The following is a 21,215-nucleotide window of genomic DNA, read 5'->3' as shown; positions in this document are numbered from 1 at the left end:
CTCCAGCACACGTCGGCGATGGCCGCCCATCTTGCCGGGTGACACACTGCCGGTGGCCCGATAACGCTGCGACCACTTCACCACGGATGAGACAGCTATGTCGAACCGCTCCGCCACCACCCGGCAGCTCTGACCGTCCACAACCGCTGCGACGACTCGCTCGCGAAGATCATTCGAATAGGGTCGCGTCATGGATGCTGGCCTCCATTCCAGCATCCATGATGAATCACAAATCTGCTGATTTGGGAATCCCGCACCGATTCCGATAAGCAATGATCCGCTCTAGCGCGCCTGCGTCAGCAGGATTTTTGCCGCGAAGACGGAGAAGACGCCGGCGAAGGTAAAGTCCATGCCGCGCAAAACTTTCTTGTTGGTCTGCAGCCAGCTGGCGAGCCAGTCGGCCGCGAAGACCACGGCTGCGTTGACAGGCATGCCGATCAGGATGAAGCAGAAGCCGAGGAAGAGCAGCTTCTGCGTCACCGTCGGATCGCCGGCGCTGACGAACTGCGGCAGGAAGGTCATGAAGAAGATAATGACCTTCGGGTTCAGGAGGTTGACCCAGAAGCCCGAGGAAACGTTGGCGAGTGGCGTGCCCTTTGCCGTTTCGACCTTGTTGACCGAAAACTTCGAGCCGAAGCGGATCGCCTGGACGGCGAGCCACAGGAGATAGGCAGCACCTCCGGTCTTCAGGATCAGGAAGGCTGTCGGCGACGCGGTGATCAGTGCCGAAACGCCAAAGGCGACCAGCATGGTGTGAACGACGATACCGAGGCTCGTACCGAGAACGACGAACAGCGCAGCCTTCTTGCCCTGCGCCAGTGCGCGGCTGATGGACAGCGTCATGTCGGGGCCGGGCGTCGCAGCGAGCAGCAGGGTCGCGGCTGCGAAGGCGAGAAGGGTCGGAAAGCTGGGCAGGAAGCTCATGGTACACTCTGAAAGCCGGATGAAAGCTTAGCCGTCATATCCGGCTTTCAGAAAATGTCTAATCAAACCTTCTAATACGACCTATTCCTTGCGTTCGAGATAGGCCTTGAACTTGTCGGCATAATCCTTGTGCCAGCGCGACAGCGGTGGGCGGTTCTCGATGATGTCGCCCATCGCCCAGGCCATGCGGCGTTCGTCCACCGGACGGGCGACGTCGTTGTCGGGGCAGAGGATGTAGAAGTCGCCGCGTTCCAGGCTTTCGATCATGAAATCGACGGTCTGTTCCGGCGTCCATGCCGCAGCCGGCTTTTCGGCGCGATCGCCCTTGGTGAGGCCGGTATAGACGAAGCCGGGGATCAATAGATGAGCGGAGATCTTCGAGCCTTCGGTATTGCGCAATTCATGCTCGAGCGCTTCGGTGAATACCTTCACGCCGGCTTTCGAGACGTTATACGCCGGGTTGCCAGGTGGCGTGGTGATGCCCTGCTTGGAGCCGGTATTGATGATCAGGCCCGGTTCGCCATGCGAGAGCATGTGCTGGCCGAAGGTCCGCGTGCCGTTGATGACGCCGAGCAGGTTGACGCCGAGAATCCCGTCCCAATTGGCCTGGGCGCTGAAGATCGATGTCTCTGGGCCGACGCCGGCGTTGTTCATGAGAATGTGCACTCGGCCGAAGCGCTGGATCACGGTCCGTTCGAGCGCTTCGAGGGACTCCTTCTGTGCGACGTCGGTTTCGACGGCGAGCACATGCTCCTCTCCCGAGATCGCTTTCAGTTCCTCTGCGGCGGCTGCCAGCCGATCGCCGCCGAGATCGGCAATGACGACGCTCATGCCCGATCGGGCAAAGTGTTTCGCGGCGGCAAGTCCGATGCCCGAGGCGCCACCGGTGATGACAGCGACGTTTGATTTCTTGATGATGTCTTGGATTCTCGTCACGGCCAGCTCTCCTCCGCATTGTCAGGACGCTGGCAGATATGGGCTGCGCTTTCGGCCTGTCAAACATTATCTGGGTCGCCGATAGCCGCCGTTGCCCTTGCGTCGTCCGCCAATCTCGCTAAAAGTGCCCAGCAATACCGGGCCTGGCGGGTTTGCCGCTGCCCTCTTGCAACGGACCTCATCATCATGGCATCGCACAAAGACGTAAAGAAAGTCGTCCTCGCCTATTCCGGCGGCCTCGACACCTCGATCATCCTGAAGTGGCTGCAGACCGAACTCGGCGCAGAAGTCGTGACCTTCACCGCCGACCTCGGCCAGGGCGAAGAGCTGGAGCCAGCCCGCAAGAAGGCCGAGATGCTCGGCATCAAGGAAATCTACATCGAGGACGTGCGCGAAGAGTTCGTCAAGGACTTCGTGTTCCCGATGTTCCGCGCCAACGCCGTCTACGAGGGCGTCTACCTGCTCGGCACCTCGATCGCCCGTCCGCTGATCTCCAAGCACCTGATCGACATCGCCCGCAAGACCGGCGCCGATGCGATCGCGCATGGCGCCACCGGCAAGGGCAACGACCAGGTTCGTTTCGAACTTTCCGCATATGCCCTGAACCCCGATATCAAGATCATTGCGCCGTGGCGCGACTGGTCGTTCAAGAGCCGGACCGACCTGCTGGCCTTTGCCGAAGCGCACCAGATCCCGGTTGCCAAGGACAAGAAGGGCGAGGCGCCGTTCTCCGTCGACGCCAACCTGCTGCACTCCTCGTCCGAGGGCAAGGTTCTCGAAGATCCGGCACAGGAAGCGCCTGAGTACGTGCACATGCGCACGATTTCTCCGGAAGCGGCTCCCGACAAGGCGACCACCATCAAGGTCGGCTTCGAAAAGGGTGATGCCGTTTCGATCAACGGCGTACGCATGAGCCCGGCAACGCTGCTCGCAGCGCTCAACAATTACGGTCGCGACAACGGCATCGGTCGCCTCGACCTCGTGGAAAACCGCTTCGTCGGCATGAAGTCGCGCGGCGTTTACGAGACGCCCGGCGGCACGATCCTGCTTGCCGCGCATCGCGCCATCGAATCCATCACGCTCGACCGCGGCGCCGCGCATCTCAAGGACGAGATCATGCCGCGTTACGCCGAGCTGATCTACTACGGCTTCTGGTTCTCGCCGGAGCGCGAAATGCTGCAGGCGCTGATCGACAAGAGCCAGGAGCATGTCGAAGGCGAAGTGACGCTGAAGCTCTACAAGGGCAATGTCATGGTTACCGGCCGCGAGAGCCCGAAGTCGCTCTATTCCGACAAGCTGGTTACTTTCGAAGATGACCAGGGTGCTTACGACCAGAAGGATGCAGCCGGCTTCATCAAGCTCAACGCGCTGCGCCTGCGCACGCTCGCCAAGCGCAATCTCTCGAAGTAATCGCGAGCAGCTTGCACGAGATCGAAGGCCCGCCTCGTGCGGGCCTTCCGCTTGTTGACAATGCCTTATGCCCCACCCGTCGTCACCCCGGCCGACGAGCCGGGGTGCAGCACGCGCAAGTCTTTGCGCGCAACAGGCCTTTCGCACCGCAGACGCGGTGCCGCTGGATGCCGGCTCAAGGCCGGCATGACGGATAAAACGATCGTTCCGCAAAAAGGAACACGTCCTCATCAGTCTGAAGGCCCGTCGTACGGACACTTTTCATTCGCACGACGTGGCGTGAGGGAGCTTTGCTGCGTGCCGCGACGCGCGAACGAACCAGACGTAGCTGATGATCGAAATCAGCGCCATGATCGGGATCACCGTTCCGAAGGCGAGAAGCGGCATGCCGATCAGCGAACCGGCGACGCCGCCGGCAAAGCCGCCACCCATCTGGATGAAGCCCATCATCGCGGATGCCGAGCCGGCGATATGCGGGAAGGGGTAGAGGCCCGAGGTCGTCATATGCGGCGTCAGGAACGCCAGTCCGAAGGCCAGGAACGCGATTGGCCCCATGATCGAAAGATAGGATGGCGTGACGAAATGGACTGACAGCGCGATCATGATGCCGGCGAAGCCGAGCAGGCCAAGCCCGACACGCACGGAACCGTCGCCGCCCAAGCGTGGCGCCGCGTAACGCAGGCAGACGGAGCCCAAGAAGTAGGAACCCGACTGCATCAGCATTCCCAAGCCGAAGGCTGTCGGTGACAGGCCGACGACCTTGATCAGGATGAATGGGAGGAGCGTCGCCTGCGCATAGAGTGCGCCGATCGAGCCGCCGAGGACGAGCGAGGCGGAGACGAAGCGAGTTTCGCGCGCAAGCTCCAGGTAGGCGCGAAGCAGCGGAACCGGGAGCGCGCGGCGTGGATCCGGCACGCTCGTCTCGAACATGAAGACGATCACGCCAAAACAGATCAGGAGTCCGAAGCCGATCAGCAGGAAGAAGACCGACTGCCAGCCGAAGGCAGCGAGTGCCAATCCGCCGATCGTTGGTGCGGCGGCCGGTCCGATGGCAATCATGATGCCGATGAGGTTCATGATGCGGGAGGCTTCGGTCCCGGTGAACTGGTCGCGCACGATGGCGCGCGCCACCGTAATCCCGACGGAAGCGCCGACGCCCTGTATCAGGCGGCCGGCGAGCAACCACTCGATGCCGGGCGCAAAGGCGGCAAGCAGGCTTCCGACGACATAGATGCCGATGAAGAGGAGTGTCGCGGTGCGGCGGCCGAAGGCGTCCGAGAGTGGACCGGCAAGGAGCTGTGCCACCGAGAAGCCGGCGAAATAGACGGAGAGCGTCATCTTGATCGCCGAGTCCGAGGTTTGGAACGCATGGACGAGTTCCGGCATAGCCGGCGTGTAGATCGACATCGAGATCGGGCCGATGGTTGCGAGAAGCGCGCCGAGCATGCTCGTTCGCCGTTCGCTCATCCGGAATGGGGGCATGGGGATACTCGATCTCTGGTAACGTGCGCGATCCGCGCGAGGCGGCACTTTTCTTCTGTCGGAAGCGGCGTGATCCGGCAATTCAAAAATCTCATGGATTGCCATCATGGCTTGACGCCCTTCGATTGGCGCATAAGCTGCGACGGTCCTTTCCGGAGTTTCTCGATGACGCAATCCTTGCTCGCGGGCGCCTTTCTGGCAGCTCTCCTCTACGTGCTTATTCCAGGGCCTGCCTTCCTTGCGCTGCTTGGTATCGGCGCCGGGCAGGGCCGCCGTGCCGGCGCAATGTTCGTCGGCGGGCATTTGGTCGGCGATCTGCTGTGGGCATCGCTGGCGCTGATCGCGATCATCGGGGCGAGGACGATCGGTACCTTCGTCTTCGACGCGCTCGGTCTTCTTTGTGGTTTCTACCTTGCCTGGATCGGCTGGAATGCGGTTCGGGCGAAACCGAAGGGAGAGGGACAGGCCTTGATGGTCGTCGAGCGGCCGTTCCGCCGCGGCTTGATCTTCGGTGTCACGAACCCGAAGGGATATCCGGTCGCGCTCGCGACGTTTACTGCCCTTGTTGCTGGCTCGGCGAGCGCATTGCAGTTTCATACGTTGCCGCTCCTGCTCGCCGTTTCGTTCCTGGGCTTCATTGTTGCCGACATGATCCTGGTCACGGTTATCGGCGCGGGCACGGTGCGGCGTTTCTATCGCTCGCACGAGCGGCTGATCGTCCGTTGCTCCGGCGTGCTGTTCATGGGTTTTGCCGTGCAGGCACTCTGGCATGCGACGCCGGGCCTACTCGGTTGGCGGAAGGCCTGAGATCGCGCGTGGATTGCTTCAATCCCTAGCGATTGGTTGATTCTCTTGCCGTGAACTTTTCGCAGTCGGGCGCGGGACGTGCGTCCGATCGGCAATACCAATTGCGAACGTGCCTCCCTATATTGCCTGTTCAGTTGCCTGCCACAGAGGATCTCCGCATGCCTTCCACATCAGAATTCAACCCGGCGCTTGTCGAATGGAACGGTCTCCACGGCCTGCCGCGCTTCGATGCTCTCAATGACGGCGACTTCGCGCCGGCATTCGACGCAGCACTTGCCGCGCATGAGAAAGAGATCGACGCGATCGCTGATAACCCCGAGGCGCCGACATTCGAGAATACCGTCGTTGCTCTTGAGACCGCCGGCGACGCGCTGTCGCGGGTGTCGGCACTGTTCTGGAACCGCGCGGGCGCCCATACCAACGATACGATCCAGGCGCTGGAGCGGGACATTTCGCCGAAGATGTCGCGCCACTATTCCAAGATCGGCATGAATGCGGCGTTGTTTGCCCGTATTGATGCCTTGTGGGAAGCGCGCGAAAGCCTTGGCCTGACGCTGGAGCAGACGCGCGTGCTGGAGCGCCACTGGAAGGGCTTCGTCAAATCGGGCGCGAAACTGCCGAAGCCCGAGCAGGAGAAGCTCGCGGGCATGAACGAGAAGCTTGCCGGCCTCGGTACGCAGTTCGGTCAGAACGTGCTTGCCGACGAGAAGAGCTGGGCGCTGATCCTGTCCGACGGCGCGGACCTCGACGGTATTCCGGAATTTCTGAAGGATGCGATGGCGGCGGCTGCGCGCGAGCGCGGCGAAGACGGCAAATTCGCCGTCACCCTGTCGCGCTCGATCATCGAACCGTTTCTCACCTTCTCTGAGCGGCGGGATCTGCGTGAACAGGCGTTCAAGGCCTGGGTTGCGCGCGGCGAAAACGATGGCGCGACTGACAATCGCGGCATTATCCGTGACACGCTTGCGCTTCGCGACGAAGTGGCAAAGCTGCTCGGTTACGGCAACTTCGCGGAACTGAAGCTCGACAACACGATGGCGAAGACACCCGACGCCGTGAACCACCTGCTTCGGGCGGTATGGGCAAAGGCGGTCAAGCGTGCCGGCGAGGAAGAAGCCGATATCGCCAAGCTTATCGCGGACGAAGGCAAGAACCACGACGTCATGCCCTGGGACTGGCGGCACTATGCCGAGAAGATCCGGGCGCAGCGGTTCAATTTCTCCGAGGCCGAGCTGAAGCCCTATCTGCAGCTCGAGAAGATCATCGACGCCTGCTTCGACGTCGCCGGCCGGCTGTTCGGCATTCGCGCCGTCGAGAAGAAAGGTGTTCCGGCGTACCATCCCGATGTGCGCGTGTTCGAGATCCGCGATCGCGAAGACAGGCTGGTCGCGCTCTTCCTCGGCGATTACTTTGCCCGCAGCTCGAAGCGCTCCGGCGCCTGGATGAGTTCCTTCCAATCACAGCACAAGCTGCCGTTGAAGAACGGCCGCAACGGCGAACTGCCGATCATCTACAATGTCTGCAATTTCGCCAAGCCCGCCGAAGGCAAGCCGGCACTGCTGTCGCTCGACGACGCGCGCACGCTGTTCCACGAGTTCGGCCATGCGCTGCACGGGATGCTGTCGAACGTCACCTACCCCTCGGTTTCGGGCACGGGCGTCTCGCGCGATTTCGTCGAGCTGCCGTCGCAGCTTTACGAGCACTGGCTGACGGTGCCCGCGATCCTGAAGCAATATGCCGTGCATTTCGAAACCGGCGAGCCGATGCCGCAGGCCCTGCTCGACAAGGTTCTGGCCGCGCGCACCTTCAATTCCGGCTTCAATACGGTCGAGTTCACCTCGTCTGCGCTTGTCGACATGGCGTTCCACACCCGCGACAAGGTGGAGGATCCGATGGTCGTGCAGACGGAGGTCTTGTCGGAGCTCGGCATGCCGAAGTCGATCGTCATGCGGCATGCCTCGCCGCACTTCCAGCACATCTTCTCGGGCGGCTATTCAGCCGGCTACTATTCCTACATGTGGTCCGAAGTGCTCGATGCGGATGCCTTTGCCGCCTTCGAGGAAACCGGCGACGCGTTCAATCGCGAGATGGCGGCCAAGCTCAAGGACAACATCTATTCCGTCGGTGGCGCGATCGATCCTGAGGATGCCTACAAGGGTTTCCGCGGCAAGCTGCCAAGCCCGGATGCCATGCTGGTGAAGAAGGGTCTTGCGACCTTTGAAGAACTGTCGGGCAGCGACGCCTGAGGCGGCAGGTATTGCGCGTCATCGATACGCGACGGCTAAAGTATTGATGGAAGACGGCTTCTTGCCGCTTCGTCACATGACTGTCATTGAAGGTTAATAAGCAACCGGCATCGATTTTCAACCGATGCCGGTTTTTTCATGACCCCTCAACCTTCAGAGACCAATGCGGCCGTTTCGACGGCCGGCGTGGAATTGCACTATGGGGCGACCCCCGTTCTGAAGGGCATTGATATCTCGCTTTCCAAGGGCAAGACGCTGGCGCTGCTTGGGCCGTCCGGTTGCGGAAAGACCACTCTTCTGAGGCTCGTCGCCGGACTGCTCGCGCCTACGAAAGGTTCGATCGCGATTACCGGACGCACCGTTGCCGATGCCGCAACTGGCGCCTTCTCGCCGCCGGAAAAGCGCAACCTCGGCATGGTATTTCAGGACTATGCGCTCTGGCCGAACATGACCGTTGGCGGCAACGTCTCCTTTCCGCTCGAAATGCGCGGCGTCGGTAAATCCGAACGGCAGTCGCGGACGATGCGGGCGCTCGAACGCGTCGGTCTCGGTGCTTATGCCGACCGCCGGCCGAGCGATCTTTCCGGCGGCCAGCAACAGCGTGTCGCGATCGCGCGAGCGATCGTTGCCGAACCGCAGCTCATTCTCTTCGACGAACCCCTGTCCAATCTCGATCGCGAACTGCGTGAAAACATGGTCGGCGAACTTGCCGAGCTGATCGCGACGCTCGGCCTGACGGCAATCTACGTCACGCACGATCATAGCGAGGCGCTGACGCTGGCGGATGATGTTGCCGTCATGCGTGGCGGGCTGATCGAGCAGCTGGCATCGCCCGACGAGCTGATCGAGAAGCCCGCAACGCCCGAGGTGGCCGACTTCCTGCGCCTCGGCGGTGTCGCCGAACTCGAATACCGCGACGAACACTGGTTCTTCAAAGGTAGCGGCCTTGCATTGCTGCGCGGCGTCGATGGTGTCGATTGCGCCGTTCGCGTCCTCATCCCCACCGGATCGATCAGCGCGGGCGAGATCCTGCCAGGCACACTTGCCGCAACGGTGCTGCGTTCGCAGTTCCGCGGGGATGGTCATCTGGCGACCGTCTCGCTGGTCGGCGCCGAAAAGATCGAATTGCAGGTTTTGAGCCGCGCCAAGCTGCGGCCCGGCGAGGGCATCGGTCTGTCGATCGATCCCGGCCAGATCCGCTGGTTCGGCAAAGAAATTCATTTGTCCAAAGAGGAGAATTTGGAGCATGCTTAAGTCGTTGAAGAGCATCACTTTCGGCGTTCTCGCCGTAACGTTGATGGCGGGCGTCGCCCACGCCGACATCACGGTCTATACCGCCGGTCCGCAGGGGCTGATCGACAAGCTGTCGGCCGGCTTCACCAAACAGACTGGGGTCAGGGTCAATGTCTTCCAGGCAACGACCGGCAAGGTCATGGCCCGTATCGAAGCAGAAGCCTCGAACCCTGTGGTCGACGTTCTCATTTCGGCTTCCTGGGATACGGCAACCGACTTCGCCAAGCGCGGCTGGCTCGTGTCCTACAGCAGCCCGAACGCCGCCAGGGTTCCTGATTTCCTGAAGACCGACACGGCCGTTGCCCAGGGCATCTCGGCGCTCGGCATCGCCTGGAACACCAAGAGCGGCACGCCGAAGCCCGCCGAGTGGGCCGACCTGACGAAGCCCGAATACAAGGACCTCGTCAATATTCCGGATCCGGCGCAATCCGGCTCGTCCTTCGAGCTGACGGCGGCACTGGCCGGCCAGGACGACTTCAAGCTCTTCAAGGATCTGAAGGATAATGGCGCGATCATCGCCGGCGCCAATGCCGAGGCTCTGAACCCGGTTCTGCAGGGTGCCAAGGCCGCTGTCTTCGGCGCCGTCGATTACATCACGCTCAACGCCAAGGAAAAGGGCGAGGCCATCGATGTGATCTTCCCGGAATCCGGCACCGTCATCGCGCCGCGTCCGGCGATGATCCTCAACTGGTCGAAAAACCAGGACGAGGCGAAGAAGTTCATCGACTACATGCTATCCGACGAAGGCCAGACGCTCGTTGCCGACCAGATGCTGATGCCGGCTCGTACCGACATTCCGGCAAACCGTCCGCTGATCAGCGATCTGAAGCTGCTGAAGTACGACACCGCTGCCGTTTACGGCAAGCGGAAGGAAACGCTGAAGCAGGTCACCGACACGTTCGGCGGCAAATAAGGGCAGGGCGATGAGGACGAACGATAGTAGCGGTGCTGCGCCGGCCGCCTGGCTGGCGATCGCGGGCTTGACCGTTGTCGTCGCCGTTCCATTCATCGCCGTTGTGCTTCAGGGCATCTTCCCCAACATCGGACAGGGCTCGTTCGCGGGCCCTTTCTCCTCGCTTGCTGCGACGCTTTTCGATAGCGCGCTGATCGACATGGCCGGGAACACCATTCTGCTCGGCAGTTGCGTGGTGCTGGCCTCGGCGCTGGTGGCGGTGCCGCTCGGCGTGTTTCGGGCACTCTACCGCATTCCGCTTGCACCGCTGTGGGATGTGCTCCTGCTCGTCCCATTCATGATCCCGCCCTACATCGCGACGCTTGGCTGGATCATGGCGCTGCAGCCGCGCGGCTATCTTCAGCAGATCGCGGGATTTAACCTCGCGCCCTTCCTCTTCTCGCTCTTCGGCATGACCATGGTCATGGCCTTCAATACCTTTCCGGTGGTCTATTTCGCCGTGTCGCGCACGGTTGAGGCTGTTGGTGCGCGTTATGCGGATGTCGGCCGCGTCTTTGGCGCGTCGCCGGCGCGCGCCTTCTTTCGGATCACGCTGCCGCTGTCGGCGCCCGGGCTCGTTGCCAGCCTGATGCTGGTCTTTGCCGCGGCGATCGAGGAATACGGTACGCCCGCTGCCCTTGGTCGTCGTGCCGGCTTCCAGGTGCTGGTCACCGGTATCGACCTGCGGATCTCGGATTGGCCGATCGATCTGCCTGGAGCGGCGATCCTGTCGATCCTGCTCGTCGTCATGTCTCTGCTGACATTCCTGCTGCAGCGATGGATCCTCGCCCGACGCTCCTATCAAACGGTGGGCGGCAAACCTGCTGCCAAGGACAAGCGACCGCTTGGGGCGATGAAGGTTCCCGTGATGATCGCCTTTGCCGTGGTTGCCTTCCTGGCAACGGGCGTGCCACTGCTATCGATCCTGCTCACGGCGCTGTCGCGGACGATTTCCGGTGGTCTGGCGCTCGACAACATCAGCGCCGAAAACTTCCTGTCGGTCTTCAACAACATTGCCGGCGCTCTGGGGGCGCTCGCCAACAGCTTCTCGCTTGGCATCGGCACGGCCTTGATTACCGGGCTCATCGGCGTGCTGGCCGCCTATACGGTCGTCAAGACGAAGATCCGCGGACGCGTGGCGATCGACACGATGACGATCCTGCCGAATGCGCTGCCGGGCATCGTCGTTGCCGTCGGGCTGATCCTTGCCTGGAACATGCCATGGCTGCCGGCGACCCCCTACAACACGGCATTCATCCTGCTGCTCGCCTATTGCTGCATACTGCTGCCGCAGCCGGTGCGCTATACGACCGCGGCCTTCCAGCAGATCGGGGATAGCCTGGAAGCGGCGGCCCGGGTCTTCGGCGCAAGCGGGGTAACCGCCTTTCGCCGCATCCTCCTGCCGCTCGTCTTCCCGAGCCTTGCTTCGGCGATGCTATTGGTCTTTGCGCTCGCCTCGCGCGAACTGGTGGCCTCGGTTGTCGTGGCGCCTGTCGGCATGCAGACGATCGCCACCTTCATCTGGCGCCAGTTCGAACAGGGATCGATCGGGCTCGGCATGGCGATGGCCTTCATCGCTATCCTCATCACGACGCTCTTGCCGCTTCTGCTGCTGACGCTGCTTCGCCGCAGTGGTTTGGTGGCGGAATAGCGCCTCACCGGCGACGCCTCGTAGCAAAACTGTCGCTGAAGTTTCGAAAAACCGTCATGCCGCCTTCAAACGCATGACATGACAGCCGCCATAGGTTCGGCCCTCCCGTTAGCCGGATAGACCTTGGCATGACATTGACTGAAACAACCCGCCGACGCTTCCTCTCATCCATGGGCGCCGTTGGCGGATTTGCACTGGCGGGGCTGGCGATGCCCTACTATGCGCGCGGCTCGTCAAGTCGCCCGGTCTTTACAGCAGGCGTGCAATCCGGCGATGTCGATGCGAATTCGGGTATGGTCTGGGCGCAGGTGAACCGGCCGGCACGACTGCATGTCGAGTATTCGACGAGCGACCGGTTCGCCAACGCGGTGCGCGTCGCGCCCATAGACGTGACACCGGGCACCAATCTTGCGGGAAAGCTGCTGCTCCAGAATCTCCCTGATGATCAAGAGATCTTCTATCGCTTTCGTGCGGCCAACCTGCAGGACCTCAACGACCTGTCGGAACCCATCCATGGACAGTTTCGCACGGCGCCGGCGGGCAAGCGCAGCATCCGCTTCGCGTGGTCTGGGGATACGGCCGGCCAGGGCTGGGGCATCGACGAGGAGGGGATGCGCACCTATTCGACGATCGCCTACCATCGCCCGGATTTCATGATCCATTCGGGCGACACTATTTACGCCGACAATCCGATCACGGACGAGGTCAGGCTGCGAGATGGCGGCGTTTGGAAAAACCGCGTCGTCACCGAGGCAAAGCGCGACATCGCGCAGACGCTCGACCAGTTTCGCGGCCAGTGGACCTATAATCTGCTCGACGAGCACGTGAAGGCGTTCAATGCGGTCTGCCCTGTCTTCTACCAATGGGACGATCACGAGGTGCTGAACAACTGGTCGCCCTCGACCGACCTCCGTGATGATGATCGCTACAAGGAAAAATCGATCGCCACGCTTGCTGCCCGCGCAAGCCGTGCCTTCCACGAGATGACGCCGATCCGTTACGTGGCCGATGAGCCCGGTCGGATCTACCGCAAGGTGTCTTACGGTCCGCTGCTCGATGTCTTCTTCATCGACCTGCGCTCCTATCGCGGCCCGAACAGTCATGGGCTCGATGCCGAGTCGACGCCGGAGTCGCGGCTTTTGGGCGAGCGCCAGCTGGCGTGGCTGAAGCGGGAACTGGTGCGCTCGACCGCGACCTGGAAGGTGATCGCCTGCGATCTGCCGATCGGGCTGGTGATCTGGGACGATTACGGCCACCGGACGGGCAGCGAGTCGATCTCCAACGGCGACAATGGCGCCCCGCTTGGCCGCGAGCTGGAGTTCGCCGATCTGCTGCGCTTCATCCGCGATGCCGGCATAGCGAACATGATCTGGCTGACAGCCGACGTGCACTACACGGCTGTACACTATTACGATCCCGGTAAGGCCAAGTTCCGCGAGTTCCTGCCATTCTGGGAGTTCGTTGCGGGTCCGCTGCATTCCGGAACCTATGGGCCGCAGGAACTCGACATGACTTTCGGACCGGAGGTGAAGTTCATGAAAGCCGCACCCGGCGGTGCGGAGCAGAACCTGCCGCCGTCGGCAGGCATGCAGTTCTTCGGGCTTGTCGACATCGACGGGCAGACCGAGCAACTGACCGTGAGGCTGATGGATCGGAACGATACCGAGCTGTGGCGGACGACGCTCGATCCGCAGATATCGAGTTGACGTCCATGCATGGCAGGCAATCCGGCCTCCCCCCTTTCGCAAACGCGAAAAACACTGTATGAGCCGCCCAAATGAAATTGGCGCCTTCTCCCAGCGCGGCGCCCCAGCTTCAGAGATATAGACATATGGCACTTCGCAACATCGCGATTATCGCGCACGTTGACCATGGCAAGACGACACTGGTTGACGAACTCCTGAAACAGTCCGGCTCGTTCCGCGAGAACCAGCGCGTTGCAGAACGCGTCATGGACTCGAACGACCTGGAAAAGGAACGCGGCATCACGATCCTTGCCAAGGCGACATCGGTCGAGTGGAAGGGCGTTCGCATCAACATCGTCGACACCCCCGGCCACGCCGACTTTGGTGGTGAAGTCGAGCGTATTCTCTCGATGGTGGACGGCGCGATCGTTCTGGTCGACTCCTCCGAAGGCCCGATGCCGCAGACCAAGTTCGTCGTCTCCAAGGCGCTGAAGGTCGGCCTCCGTCCGATCGTTGCGATCAACAAGATCGACCGTCCCGATGGCCGCCATGAAGAAGTCATCAACGAAGTATTCGACCTCTTCGCCAGCCTCGACGCGACCGACGAACAGCTCGACTTCCCGATCCTCTACGGTTCGGGTCGCGATGGCTGGATGAACGTCAATCCTGAAGGCCCGAAGGACCAGGGTCTGGCACCGCTGCTCGACCTCGTGCTCAACCACGTTCCGGAGCCGACGGTTGCCGAAGGCCCGTTCACGATGATCGGCACGATCCTCGAAGCCAACCCCTTCCTCGGCCGCATCATCACCGGCCGCATCAATTCCGGCTCGATCAAGCCGAACCAGGCTGTCAAGGTTCTCGGCCAGGATGGCAAGCTGATCGAATCCGGTCGTATCTCCAAGATCCTCGCCTTCCGCGGCATCGAGCGCACCTCGATCGATGAAGCGCATGCAGGCGACATCGTCGCGATCGCCGGCCTCTCCAAGGGCACGGTTGCCGACACCTTCTGTGATCCCGCGATCACCGAGGCGCTGACCGCGCAGCCGATCGATCCGCCGACCGTCACCATGTCCTTCATCGTCAACGACAGCCCGCTCGCCGGCACCGAAGGTGACAAGGTCACCTCGCGCGTCATCCGCGACCGCCTGTTCAAGGAAGCAGAAGGCAACGTCGCGCTGAAGATCGAAGAAGCCGAAGGCAAGGATTCGTTCTACGTCTCCGGCCGCGGCGAATTGCAGCTCGCCGTTCTGATCGAAACCATGCGCCGCGAAGGCTTCGAGCTCGCCGTGTCGCGTCCGCGCGTCGTCATGCACCGCGACGAGAACGACCAGCTGATGGAGCCGATCGAGGAAGTCGTCATCGACGTCGATGAAGAGCATTCCGGCGTCGTCGTGCAGAAGATGTCCGAGCGCAAGGCTGAAATGACCGAGCTGCGTCCTTCGGGCGGCAACCGCGTTCGCCTGGTCTTCAACGCGCCGACCCGCGGCCTGATCGGCTACCAGTCGGAACTCCTGACGGATACGCGCGGCACTGCCGTGATGAACCGCCTGTTCAAGGACTACCAGCCTTACAAGGGTGAAATCGGCGGCCGCACGAACGGCGTTCTCCTGGCCAACGCTCCGGGCGAAGCCGTTGCATACGCCATGTTCAACCTGGAAGATCGCGGCCCGATGATGATCGAGCCCGGCGAAAAGGTCTACATGGGCATGATCATCGGTATCCACTCGCGCGATAACGACCTCGAGGTCAACGTCCTCAAGGGCAAGCAGCTGACCAACATCCGCGCCGCCGGCAAGGACGAAGCCGTCAAGCTGACGCCGCCGATCCGCATGACGCTCGACCGCGCTCTCTCCTGGATCCAGGACGACGAGCTGATGGAAGTGACGCCGAAGTCGATCCGCCTGCGCAAGATGTATCTCGACGCCAACGACCGCAAGCGCTTCGCCAAGGCGAAGTCCGCCTAAGCGACTGAAGTCTTTCAGCCTTCAACCCCGGCCATTGCGCCGGGGTTTTTTATTTGTGCAGTCTGCCGAATCTCGCTTGTCGCAATAGTTAAAAAAGCGTTAAATTTCAGCTGTCGTCCACATGTTTAGCCTGTGGGCAAACAACCTGAATGCGCCGGGCGCATATGGTTAATTGCCGACAATGGGACCAGAGTACGCGTTATGAAGACGTTGTCGATCGATGTTCGGCGGGCCGAACCGCACGATTCCCGAGCCATATCGGAAGTGCATCGGCTTGCGTGGCAGCACACCTATGCGGGGATCATTCCGCATCGTGCGTTGCGGCAGATGATCGAGCGTCGCGGCGAGAACTGGTGGCGCAAGGCCACCCGCGGGCCGGCAACGCTTCTCGTTCTCGACGTGGCCGGCACTGTCGCAGGCTACGCAACGCTCGGCCTCAATCGCGCCCGCGCCCTGCCCCAAGAGGGCGAGATCTACGAACTCTATCTTCGGCCGGAGTACCAGGGCATTGGCCTCGGCCACATGCTGTTCGGCGAAGCACGGCGGCTCCTGAAGTCGCTTGGCTGCAACGGATTGGTCGTCTGGTGCCTCGAGGAGAATGAGACCGGCGCGCAGTTCTATCGCAGCCATGGCGGCGTCGACTATTGCGAGGGCATGGAAACGTTCGACCAGAAGCGGCTAAAGAAAATTGGCTTCATTTGGGGTTGAGGCTCTTCCTTGCCCTATCGCTTTTTCCAGCGAAATTGACAGTTGCTGTCGTCACGAAAACTTGCAAATCTTGAACATAAACGACTACGAGCGGCTCATGAAGGGCGCCGATGCCCGAGCGATCGGGTCGATCGACACCATGTCCGACGCCTTGTTCGCCGACATGGAACGCGTGGTCGAACAATATGCTGAGGACGACGAGGTCGGGCGATGAGTGTTTATGACGACATCCAGACCGCAGCCGTCATTCGCATCCTTATCTCTAGCATCGAGAAGCAGGAAAAGGCGAGAGGGACGCAAGGAGCGCCCCGTCGCGGTCGGCGTGCGGACGGCGCGTGCCGATGGTGACTCGGTGTTATTTTTCCCGATCACCACGAAACAGCCCGAGCGGGACCGGTTCGCCTTCGAGATCCCGGCAATCGAAAAACGTCGCGCCGGCTTCGATGCAGATCGCCATCTCTGGATCATCATGGACGAATTCAACAGCGACGTCATCGGTCACTCGTTCTATCTCGAACCGGAGCTGCCAATTGGCCGGTTCAGCAAGGACTTCTTCCGCCGATACTGCGCGAATTCGTCGCCCGCCGTAAATCGCTCTCCGAAGTCAGCCGCCATCGCTGCACGGCAATTCTCCATTTGAGCCCCTGAAACGGCACCAATCCTTCCTGTGACAGGCAATGTGTTGATTTCGGCAGAGTTCACGTACGAAGGGGAACTGCGCCAGTTTGCTCGACATGGAGATACGCCGCTCGTCGCGCCGGACGAGCTGCAACGTCAGCGCCGAGCGAGCGACCGTGCGATGTCGACGATATCGTCGCGACCAGCGGTTGGATCTTCTTTGCTCCAGGCGATCCCAAGCCCGATCCGGAAGTCGATGCCCTTCACCTTCTTCAGCTCAAAGCCGCGATTGGGAAGATCAAGCGTCCATTCCGGCGCAAAGCCGATGCCAAGCCCGGCGGAGACCAGCGACACCAGCGCATAGGTGTCATCGCAGCTGAAGGCAATGTTGGCGGTGAGGTCGTATTCGGCGAACTTCTCATTGAAGTAGCGCTCCGAAAACGACAGGTTCTGCCGGTTGAAGGCGATGATCTTCTGAGTGCGCAGATCNTCGATGCTGATCTCGTCCCTGGCGGCCAGCGGATTGGCATGGCCAACCGCCAGNTAGTAGCGCTCATGCGCAAGCGAGACGAAGCGTAACGAGCCGATGTTTTCCACCGGGCGAATGAAGCCCAGATTGAGCTGGCCGGTCTCCAGGCCGCGGATGATCTCGCCGGTATTGCCCGACGCGATGTGGATGCGGACATCGGGATACTTGCGGGCGATCTTGGCAAGGAAGGTTGGCAGCATGCCCATGGTGGCCGGGTAGATACTGCCGATCCTGATCTGGCGGATGCGGCTGCCGCCGGCTGCCCGGGTCAGTTCGGTGGTCAGGTCGATGTCGCTCAGGATCCGCACACAGCGATCGTAGAAGGTCTCGCCTGCCCTCGTCAGTTCCACCCTTCTGGTCGAGCGGATGAACAAAGGGCACCCAAGCTCCCTTTCCAGCGACATCACATGGTTGCTTAAGGCCGGCTGGGCAATGTGCATCCTGGCTGCCGCCCGGCCGAAGTGCAGTTCCTCGGCCACTGCTTTGAAATAGGAGAGTTGGCGCAGTTCCACTTGTTGTGCTCCTCCAGGCCAATAAAATCACTCGACAGCGATTTTGTAGAGTATACTCCGTGGAGAAATACTCCACAAGAATTTTCCTGCTTAGATGGAAATTCGGGAGACATTCGCGCGAAACTTGAGGCGGATGCGTCAGGCCAAGGGCCTGTCGCAGGAGGACCTCGCTTACAAAGCCGACATTGATCGAACGTACGTTAGCTCACTGGAGAGAGCAGTCTACAGCCCTACCATCGAAGTCGTCGACAAGCTCGCCAAAGCGCTCGGGACTGATGCGGCCGAGCTACTTAAGCCGTTTTAAAAAATGATGCTCTTGAAGGTATTCGAACCGCTGACGCATCAAATGCGCGCTGCTCATCGACAAGGGCCCACGTAAATCGACATAGCCTACTTCTCCAGAATGGCTTTCATGGACTGAAGCGGCCCGTCTCGCTCCTATACCGGCAGAAACTGGGCAGGGTCATGGGTCCTCTATGGTATGCTGTTGCCGGTACTTGCCGTCCTTCTTTACGTGTCTCGGTCCAAGCTGCCCGCAATGCTTGCCGCCGCGCTGGTCTCGATCGCTGCGGCGAGCTATCACATTTACCTGCTGCACCGGATTCTGCCGGAGGCCTGTTTGATCGCGCCAATCCCGCGACTTTTACCGCGCCGCTACCGGTCGCAGTATCGGTCGTGTCCGGTCTATTAGCGGCATACTTGCCTATCAGCTCCAGCGTCGCATCATGCTTGGTCAGCGATTATGGGCAGGATTGAGCCGACTCGGTGATTACCTGCGCCATCTACTGTCAGGCCGACAGGGGGTGTCGTTCGGATCCGCTCCGCCTTTTGCAAGCGAACAGCAGAGAAGTCGCGTGTCACCTTGACGGCCCTCTTAGACGGGCCAATCCACATTGGCGTGTTGCGTTGCGGGATGATTCCCAGTATCTGGCAACCATCGACTTAACCGTTAAAGGGAAGCTCTATGCGCATTGACGCGATTTCCATCGGCAAGAACCCGCCGGAAGATGTCAACGTAATCGTTGAGGTGCCCGTCGGCGGCCATCCGATCAAGTACGAGATGGACAAGGAAGCCGGTACGCTGGTTGTTGATCGCTTCCTCTATACGCCGATGACCTATCCGGGCAACTACGGCTTCGTGCCGCACACGCTTTCGGAAGACGGCGATCCGATCGACGTCCTCATCGCCAGCACGCGTCCGCTTGTTCCGGGTTGCGTCATCAACGTGCGCCCGATCGGCGTTCTCAAGATGGAAGACAACTCCGGTAAGGACGAGAAGATCATCGCCGTGCCGTCGCCGAAGCTGACGCTGCGCTACGAAAAGGTGAACGACTACACCGACCTTCCCGAGATCACGCTGAAGCAGATCGAGCACTTCTTCGAGCATTACAAGGATCTCGAACCCGGCAAGTGGGTGAAGATCTTCGGTTGGGGTGATTCCAAGGAAGCTGGCGCACTGATCCTCGAGGCGATCGAACGCGCCAAGAAGGCAAAGGCCTGATCAGCTTTCGAGAAGAGCTTGTAATTTCCTGATCAAATCCTCCGGGTCGCCGTCGATCCGGAGGATTTTTTTGCGCGACGTTTCACCTGAGGCGAGGCTGACCGATGATTTTGCAACGCGAAGCGATTTCGCCACGAGCGCGATCAATGCCTTGTTCGCCTTGCCCTTCTCGGGAACGGCAGTCACTCTGGCCTTGAGATGGGCTTTGCCCTCGGCGTCTGTCTCCACGCCGTCGATTGCGTCGCGTCCGCCACTAGGCGTCAGGCGAACGGTGATATGGATATGGCAATCAAAGATCGCCCACGCCCGGCTCACATGTAAACGCCGAAAACGCGTGCAATTGTGTTGGTGAGGTACGAGCGCAGGAAGAAGATGATCAGGAGCAGAATGATTGGCGAGATGTCGATACCACCGAGGTTTGGCAGCAAGCGGCGGATCGGGCGCAGAAGCGGCTCTGTGACATTGTAGAGGAACATGCCGACCGAATTGACGAATTGATTGCTGGAATTGATAACATTAAAGGCGTAGAGCCACGAGAAAATAGCGCTGGCCACCAAGACTAAAGTATACAAATACAAAGCCAAATCAATGGTTTGAAAAAGCGCAGTCATCGCAGTCTCCAGTTCGTTGTTGACAGACATGTAGACATTGGCGACTAAACCGGCAAGTGCTGTCTCGAAACGCCTTGTAAATCACGTTTGACAGCGGCGTCGTGCGTTGGCGTCTGGCTGTTTTCTGGAAAGTCTCCATGTCTTTTTCGCCAACCGGAGATCGTTTTGCCGCTTTCCGGTATCCATCCTATACCCGGTTCTTTTTCGCGCGGTTTCTCCTGTCTTTTTCGCAGCAGATCGTCAGCGTGGCCGTCGGCTGGCAGATGTACGACCAGACCGGCAGTGCCATCTATCTCGGACTGATAGGCCTAGTGCAATTTCTGCCTTCGCTGGTCCTGATCCTTGTCACCGGATCCGTAGCCGACCGGCACAATCGACGTGCGATCGCCGCCATCTGCTCGCTCATCAGCGCCTTGTGCACGCTGGCGCTGCTATTGATGACGATCACAGGGACGTTCTCGCCGTTGCCGGTATTTGCCGTCCTGCTGGTTTTCGGCATCGAGCGCGCCTTCATGTCGCCGGCTGTGCAATCGCTGGCGCCGAACCTTGTGCCGCCGGAGGATCTGTCAAACGCCATCGCCTGGAATTCGTCTTCATGGCAGCTGGCGGCGATCACGGGCCCCGTTCTCGGTGGTCTTTTGTATGGCATCAACCCTCATACAGCCTATACGGTCGCGGTCATCTTCGCTGCTCTTGGCGCAGCGCTGCTCTACATGATCCCCAAGCCGCCGCAGAAGACGATGGGTGAAGCCAAGAGCTGGGATATGATCCTCGGCGGCTTCCGCTACATTCGTGCCGAGAAAGTCGTGCTGGGTGCCATATCGCTCGATCTCTTCGCGGTGCTCCTCGGCGGTGCGACGGCGCTGATGCCGATCTTTGCGCGCGATATCCTGACACTCGGGCCCTGGGGGCTCGGTCTCCTGCGCGCGGCACCCGGGGTCGGCGCGATCGCCATGGCGATTTTTCTCGCCGCCTATCCGCTCAAGCACAGTGCCGGCATTGCCATGTTCATCGGCGTTGCCCTGTTCGGCATCGGTACGATCGTTTTCGGATTTTCGACCAGCACGGAGCTGTCGATCGCGGCGCTCGCCATCATGGGTGCGGCCGACATGATTTCCGTCTATGTGCGGGAGAGCCTGATCGCGCTCTGGACGCCGGACGAACTGCGCGGCCGTGTCAATGCCGTCAACATGGTCTTCGTCGGTGCCTCCAACGAACTCGGCGAATTCCGCGCGGGCACGATGGCTTCCATTTTCGGCGCCGTCCCTGCGGTTATTATCGGCGGCATCGGAACGCTTGCCGTCGCGGCAATTTGGGCCACGAGCTTTCCGAAGCTGCGCAAGATCGACACGCTTGATGCGCCGGAGCGGCTGGAGCCGGTGTGAC

General features: G+C 60.8%; 20 protein-coding genes and 1 pseudogene. 14 read left to right on the top strand and 7 right to left on the bottom strand.

The window, feature by feature from the left end:
• From AF71_RS11825 to AF71_RS11815, 3 genes are all read right to left on the bottom strand, one after another.
• Positions 1-192 (bottom strand): helix-turn-helix domain-containing protein (locus AF71_RS11825; protein WP_169680121.1); only part of this gene is annotated, 192 nt, incomplete at its 3' end.
• A 90-nt stretch (positions 193-282) separates the two neighbouring features.
• Positions 283-924: a LysE family translocator gene (locus AF71_RS11820; RefSeq protein ID WP_018855791.1), complete on the bottom strand. Its 642-nt coding sequence runs from the start codon at positions 922-924 to the stop codon at positions 283-285.
• Positions 925-1,005: 81 nt separating this feature from the next.
• Positions 1,006-1,860: an SDR family NAD(P)-dependent oxidoreductase gene (locus AF71_RS11815; RefSeq protein WP_113469733.1), complete on the bottom strand. Its 855-nt coding sequence runs from the start codon at positions 1,858-1,860 to the stop codon at positions 1,006-1,008.
• Between the two features lie 186 nt (positions 1,861-2,046).
• Here AF71_RS11815 and AF71_RS11810 point away from each other — a divergent pair, with 186 nt between their 5' ends.
• Positions 2,047-3,270 (top strand): argininosuccinate synthase, encoded by a 1,224-nt coding sequence (locus tag AF71_RS11810; protein WP_018855789.1) that lies wholly within the window; start codon positions 2,047-2,049, stop codon positions 3,268-3,270.
• Between the two features lie 261 nt (positions 3,271-3,531).
• On the opposite strand, the gene AF71_RS11805 is transcribed toward AF71_RS11810, so the two are convergent.
• Positions 3,532-4,716 carry a multidrug effflux MFS transporter gene (locus AF71_RS11805; RefSeq protein WP_113469734.1) on the bottom strand — a complete coding sequence of 395 codons (1,185 nt, stop codon included), beginning with the start codon at positions 4,714-4,716 and terminating at the stop codon, positions 3,532-3,534.
• A 201-nt stretch (positions 4,717-4,917) separates the two neighbouring features.
• Between AF71_RS11805 and AF71_RS11800 the strand changes: the two genes are divergently transcribed.
• The 10 genes and pseudogenes from AF71_RS11800 to AF71_RS11755 all read left to right on the top strand — a co-directional run bounded on the left by AF71_RS11800 (position 4,918) and on the right by AF71_RS11755 (position 16,706).
• Positions 4,918-5,559, top strand: coding sequence for a LysE family translocator (locus tag AF71_RS11800; RefSeq protein WP_169681416.1), 642 nt, complete (start codon positions 4,918-4,920; stop codon positions 5,557-5,559).
• A 158-nt stretch (positions 5,560-5,717) separates the two neighbouring features.
• Positions 5,718-7,805: a M3 family metallopeptidase gene (locus tag AF71_RS11795; RefSeq protein WP_169681414.1), complete on the top strand. Its 2,088-nt coding sequence runs from the start codon at positions 5,718-5,720 to the stop codon at positions 7,803-7,805.
• Positions 7,806-7,943: 138 nt separating this feature from the next.
• Complete coding sequence (locus AF71_RS11790; RefSeq protein ID WP_113469736.1) at positions 7,944-9,059, top strand: ABC transporter ATP-binding protein; 1,116 nt, start codon at positions 7,944-7,946, stop codon at positions 9,057-9,059.
• A complete protein-coding gene (locus AF71_RS11785) occupies positions 9,052-10,011 on the top strand; it encodes an ABC transporter substrate-binding protein (protein ID WP_210258232.1) in 960 nt (319 codons plus the stop codon). The genes AF71_RS11790 and AF71_RS11785 overlap by 8 nt, the downstream gene beginning before the upstream one ends.
• A gap of 10 nt (positions 10,012-10,021) precedes the next feature.
• The gene (locus AF71_RS11780) at positions 10,022-11,701 is read left to right on the top strand and encodes an iron ABC transporter permease (RefSeq protein ID WP_169681412.1); all 1,680 of its coding nucleotides are present in this window, start codon (positions 10,022-10,024) and stop codon (positions 11,699-11,701) included.
• A 128-nt stretch (positions 11,702-11,829) separates the two neighbouring features.
• Positions 11,830-13,407, top strand: coding sequence for an alkaline phosphatase D family protein (locus tag AF71_RS11775; protein ID WP_169681410.1), 1,578 nt, complete (start codon positions 11,830-11,832; stop codon positions 13,405-13,407).
• A 125-nt stretch (positions 13,408-13,532) separates the two neighbouring features.
• Positions 13,533-15,350, top strand: coding sequence for a translational GTPase TypA (gene typA, locus AF71_RS11770; protein WP_018855781.1), 1,818 nt, complete (start codon positions 13,533-13,535; stop codon positions 15,348-15,350).
• A 201-nt stretch (positions 15,351-15,551) separates the two neighbouring features.
• Positions 15,552-16,058: a GNAT family N-acetyltransferase gene (locus tag AF71_RS11765; RefSeq protein WP_018855780.1), complete on the top strand. Its 507-nt coding sequence runs from the start codon at positions 15,552-15,554 to the stop codon at positions 16,056-16,058.
• 70 nt (positions 16,059-16,128) lie between these two features.
• Entirely contained in the window at positions 16,129-16,272 is a 144-nt protein-coding gene (locus AF71_RS11760; protein ID WP_192241932.1) for a hypothetical protein, read from the top strand.
• Positions 16,269-16,706: pseudogene (locus AF71_RS11755) on the top strand (hypothetical protein). The gene AF71_RS11760 and the pseudogene AF71_RS11755 overlap by 4 nt, the downstream one beginning before the upstream one ends.
• A 126-nt stretch (positions 16,707-16,832) precedes the next feature.
• Here the strand turns inward: AF71_RS11755 and AF71_RS11745 are convergent.
• Complete coding sequence (locus AF71_RS11745) at positions 16,833-17,717, bottom strand: LysR family transcriptional regulator (RefSeq protein ID WP_169681408.1); 885 nt, start codon at positions 17,715-17,717, stop codon at positions 16,833-16,835.
• A gap of 94 nt (positions 17,718-17,811) precedes the next feature.
• Between AF71_RS11745 and AF71_RS11740 the strand changes: the two genes are divergently transcribed.
• Positions 17,812-18,021 (top strand): helix-turn-helix transcriptional regulator, encoded by a 210-nt coding sequence (locus tag AF71_RS11740; RefSeq protein WP_018855775.1) that lies wholly within the window; start codon positions 17,812-17,814, stop codon positions 18,019-18,021.
• Between the two features lie 660 nt (positions 18,022-18,681).
• The gene (ppa, locus tag AF71_RS11735) at positions 18,682-19,218 is read left to right on the top strand and encodes an inorganic diphosphatase (RefSeq protein ID WP_018855774.1); all 537 of its coding nucleotides are present in this window, start codon (positions 18,682-18,684) and stop codon (positions 19,216-19,218) included.
• On the opposite strand, the gene AF71_RS11730 is transcribed toward ppa, so the two are convergent.
• Positions 19,219-19,533 (bottom strand): DUF167 domain-containing protein, encoded by a 315-nt coding sequence (locus tag AF71_RS11730; protein WP_169681405.1) that lies wholly within the window; start codon positions 19,531-19,533, stop codon positions 19,219-19,221.
• Positions 19,530-19,859, bottom strand: coding sequence for a YggT family protein (locus tag AF71_RS11725; protein WP_169681403.1), 330 nt, complete (start codon positions 19,857-19,859; stop codon positions 19,530-19,532). The genes AF71_RS11730 and AF71_RS11725 overlap by 4 nt, the downstream gene beginning before the upstream one ends.
• A 107-nt stretch (positions 19,860-19,966) precedes the next feature.
• On the opposite strand from AF71_RS11725, the gene AF71_RS11720 reads away from it, so the two are divergent.
• Positions 19,967-21,214 carry an MFS transporter gene (locus tag AF71_RS11720; protein WP_062374159.1) on the top strand — a complete coding sequence of 416 codons (1,248 nt, stop codon included), beginning with the start codon at positions 19,967-19,969 and terminating at the stop codon, positions 21,212-21,214.
• The last annotated feature ends 1 nt before the right edge of the window (position 21,215 follow it).

The sequence above is a fragment of the Rhizobium sp. 57MFTsu3.2 genome, assembly GCF_012932765.1.
Classification (GTDB): Bacteria; Pseudomonadota; Alphaproteobacteria; order Rhizobiales; family Rhizobiaceae; genus Rhizobium; species Rhizobium altiplani.
Note: the sequence above shows the minus strand (reverse complement) of the source record. Positions and strands in the feature narration are given on the sequence as shown.

Coding starts and splice junctions, on each gene's coding strand:
- AF71_RS11820 (WP_018855791.1), bottom strand. CDS start 924: ATGAGCTTCCTGCCCAGCTTTCCGACCCTTCTCGCCTTCGCAGCCGCG.
- AF71_RS11810 (WP_018855789.1), top strand. CDS start 2,047: ATGGCATCGCACAAAGACGTAAAGAAAGTCGTCCTCGCCTATTCCGGC.
- AF71_RS11805 (WP_113469734.1), bottom strand. CDS start 4,716: ATGCTCGGCGCGCTTCTCGCAACCATCGGCCCGATCTCGATGTCGATC.
- AF71_RS11800 (WP_169681416.1), top strand. CDS start 4,918: ATGACGCAATCCTTGCTCGCGGGCGCCTTTCTGGCAGCTCTCCTCTAC.
- AF71_RS11795 (WP_169681414.1), top strand. CDS start 5,718: ATGCCTTCCACATCAGAATTCAACCCGGCGCTTGTCGAATGGAACGGT.
- AF71_RS11790 (WP_113469736.1), top strand. CDS start 7,944: ATGACCCCTCAACCTTCAGAGACCAATGCGGCCGTTTCGACGGCCGGC.
- AF71_RS11785 (WP_210258232.1), top strand. CDS start 9,052: ATGCTTAAGTCGTTGAAGAGCATCACTTTCGGCGTTCTCGCCGTAACG.
- AF71_RS11780 (WP_169681412.1), top strand. CDS start 10,022: ATGAGGACGAACGATAGTAGCGGTGCTGCGCCGGCCGCCTGGCTGGCG.
- AF71_RS11775 (WP_169681410.1), top strand. CDS start 11,830: ATGACATTGACTGAAACAACCCGCCGACGCTTCCTCTCATCCATGGGC.
- typA (WP_018855781.1), top strand. CDS start 13,533: ATGGCACTTCGCAACATCGCGATTATCGCGCACGTTGACCATGGCAAG.
- AF71_RS11765 (WP_018855780.1), top strand. CDS start 15,552: ATGAAGACGTTGTCGATCGATGTTCGGCGGGCCGAACCGCACGATTCC.
- AF71_RS11740 (WP_018855775.1), top strand. CDS start 17,812: ATGGAAATTCGGGAGACATTCGCGCGAAACTTGAGGCGGATGCGTCAG.
- ppa (WP_018855774.1), top strand. CDS start 18,682: ATGCGCATTGACGCGATTTCCATCGGCAAGAACCCGCCGGAAGATGTC.
- AF71_RS11725 (WP_169681403.1), bottom strand. CDS start 19,859: ATGTCTGTCAACAACGAACTGGAGACTGCGATGACTGCGCTTTTTCAA.
- AF71_RS11720 (WP_062374159.1), top strand. CDS start 19,967: ATGTCTTTTTCGCCAACCGGAGATCGTTTTGCCGCTTTCCGGTATCCA.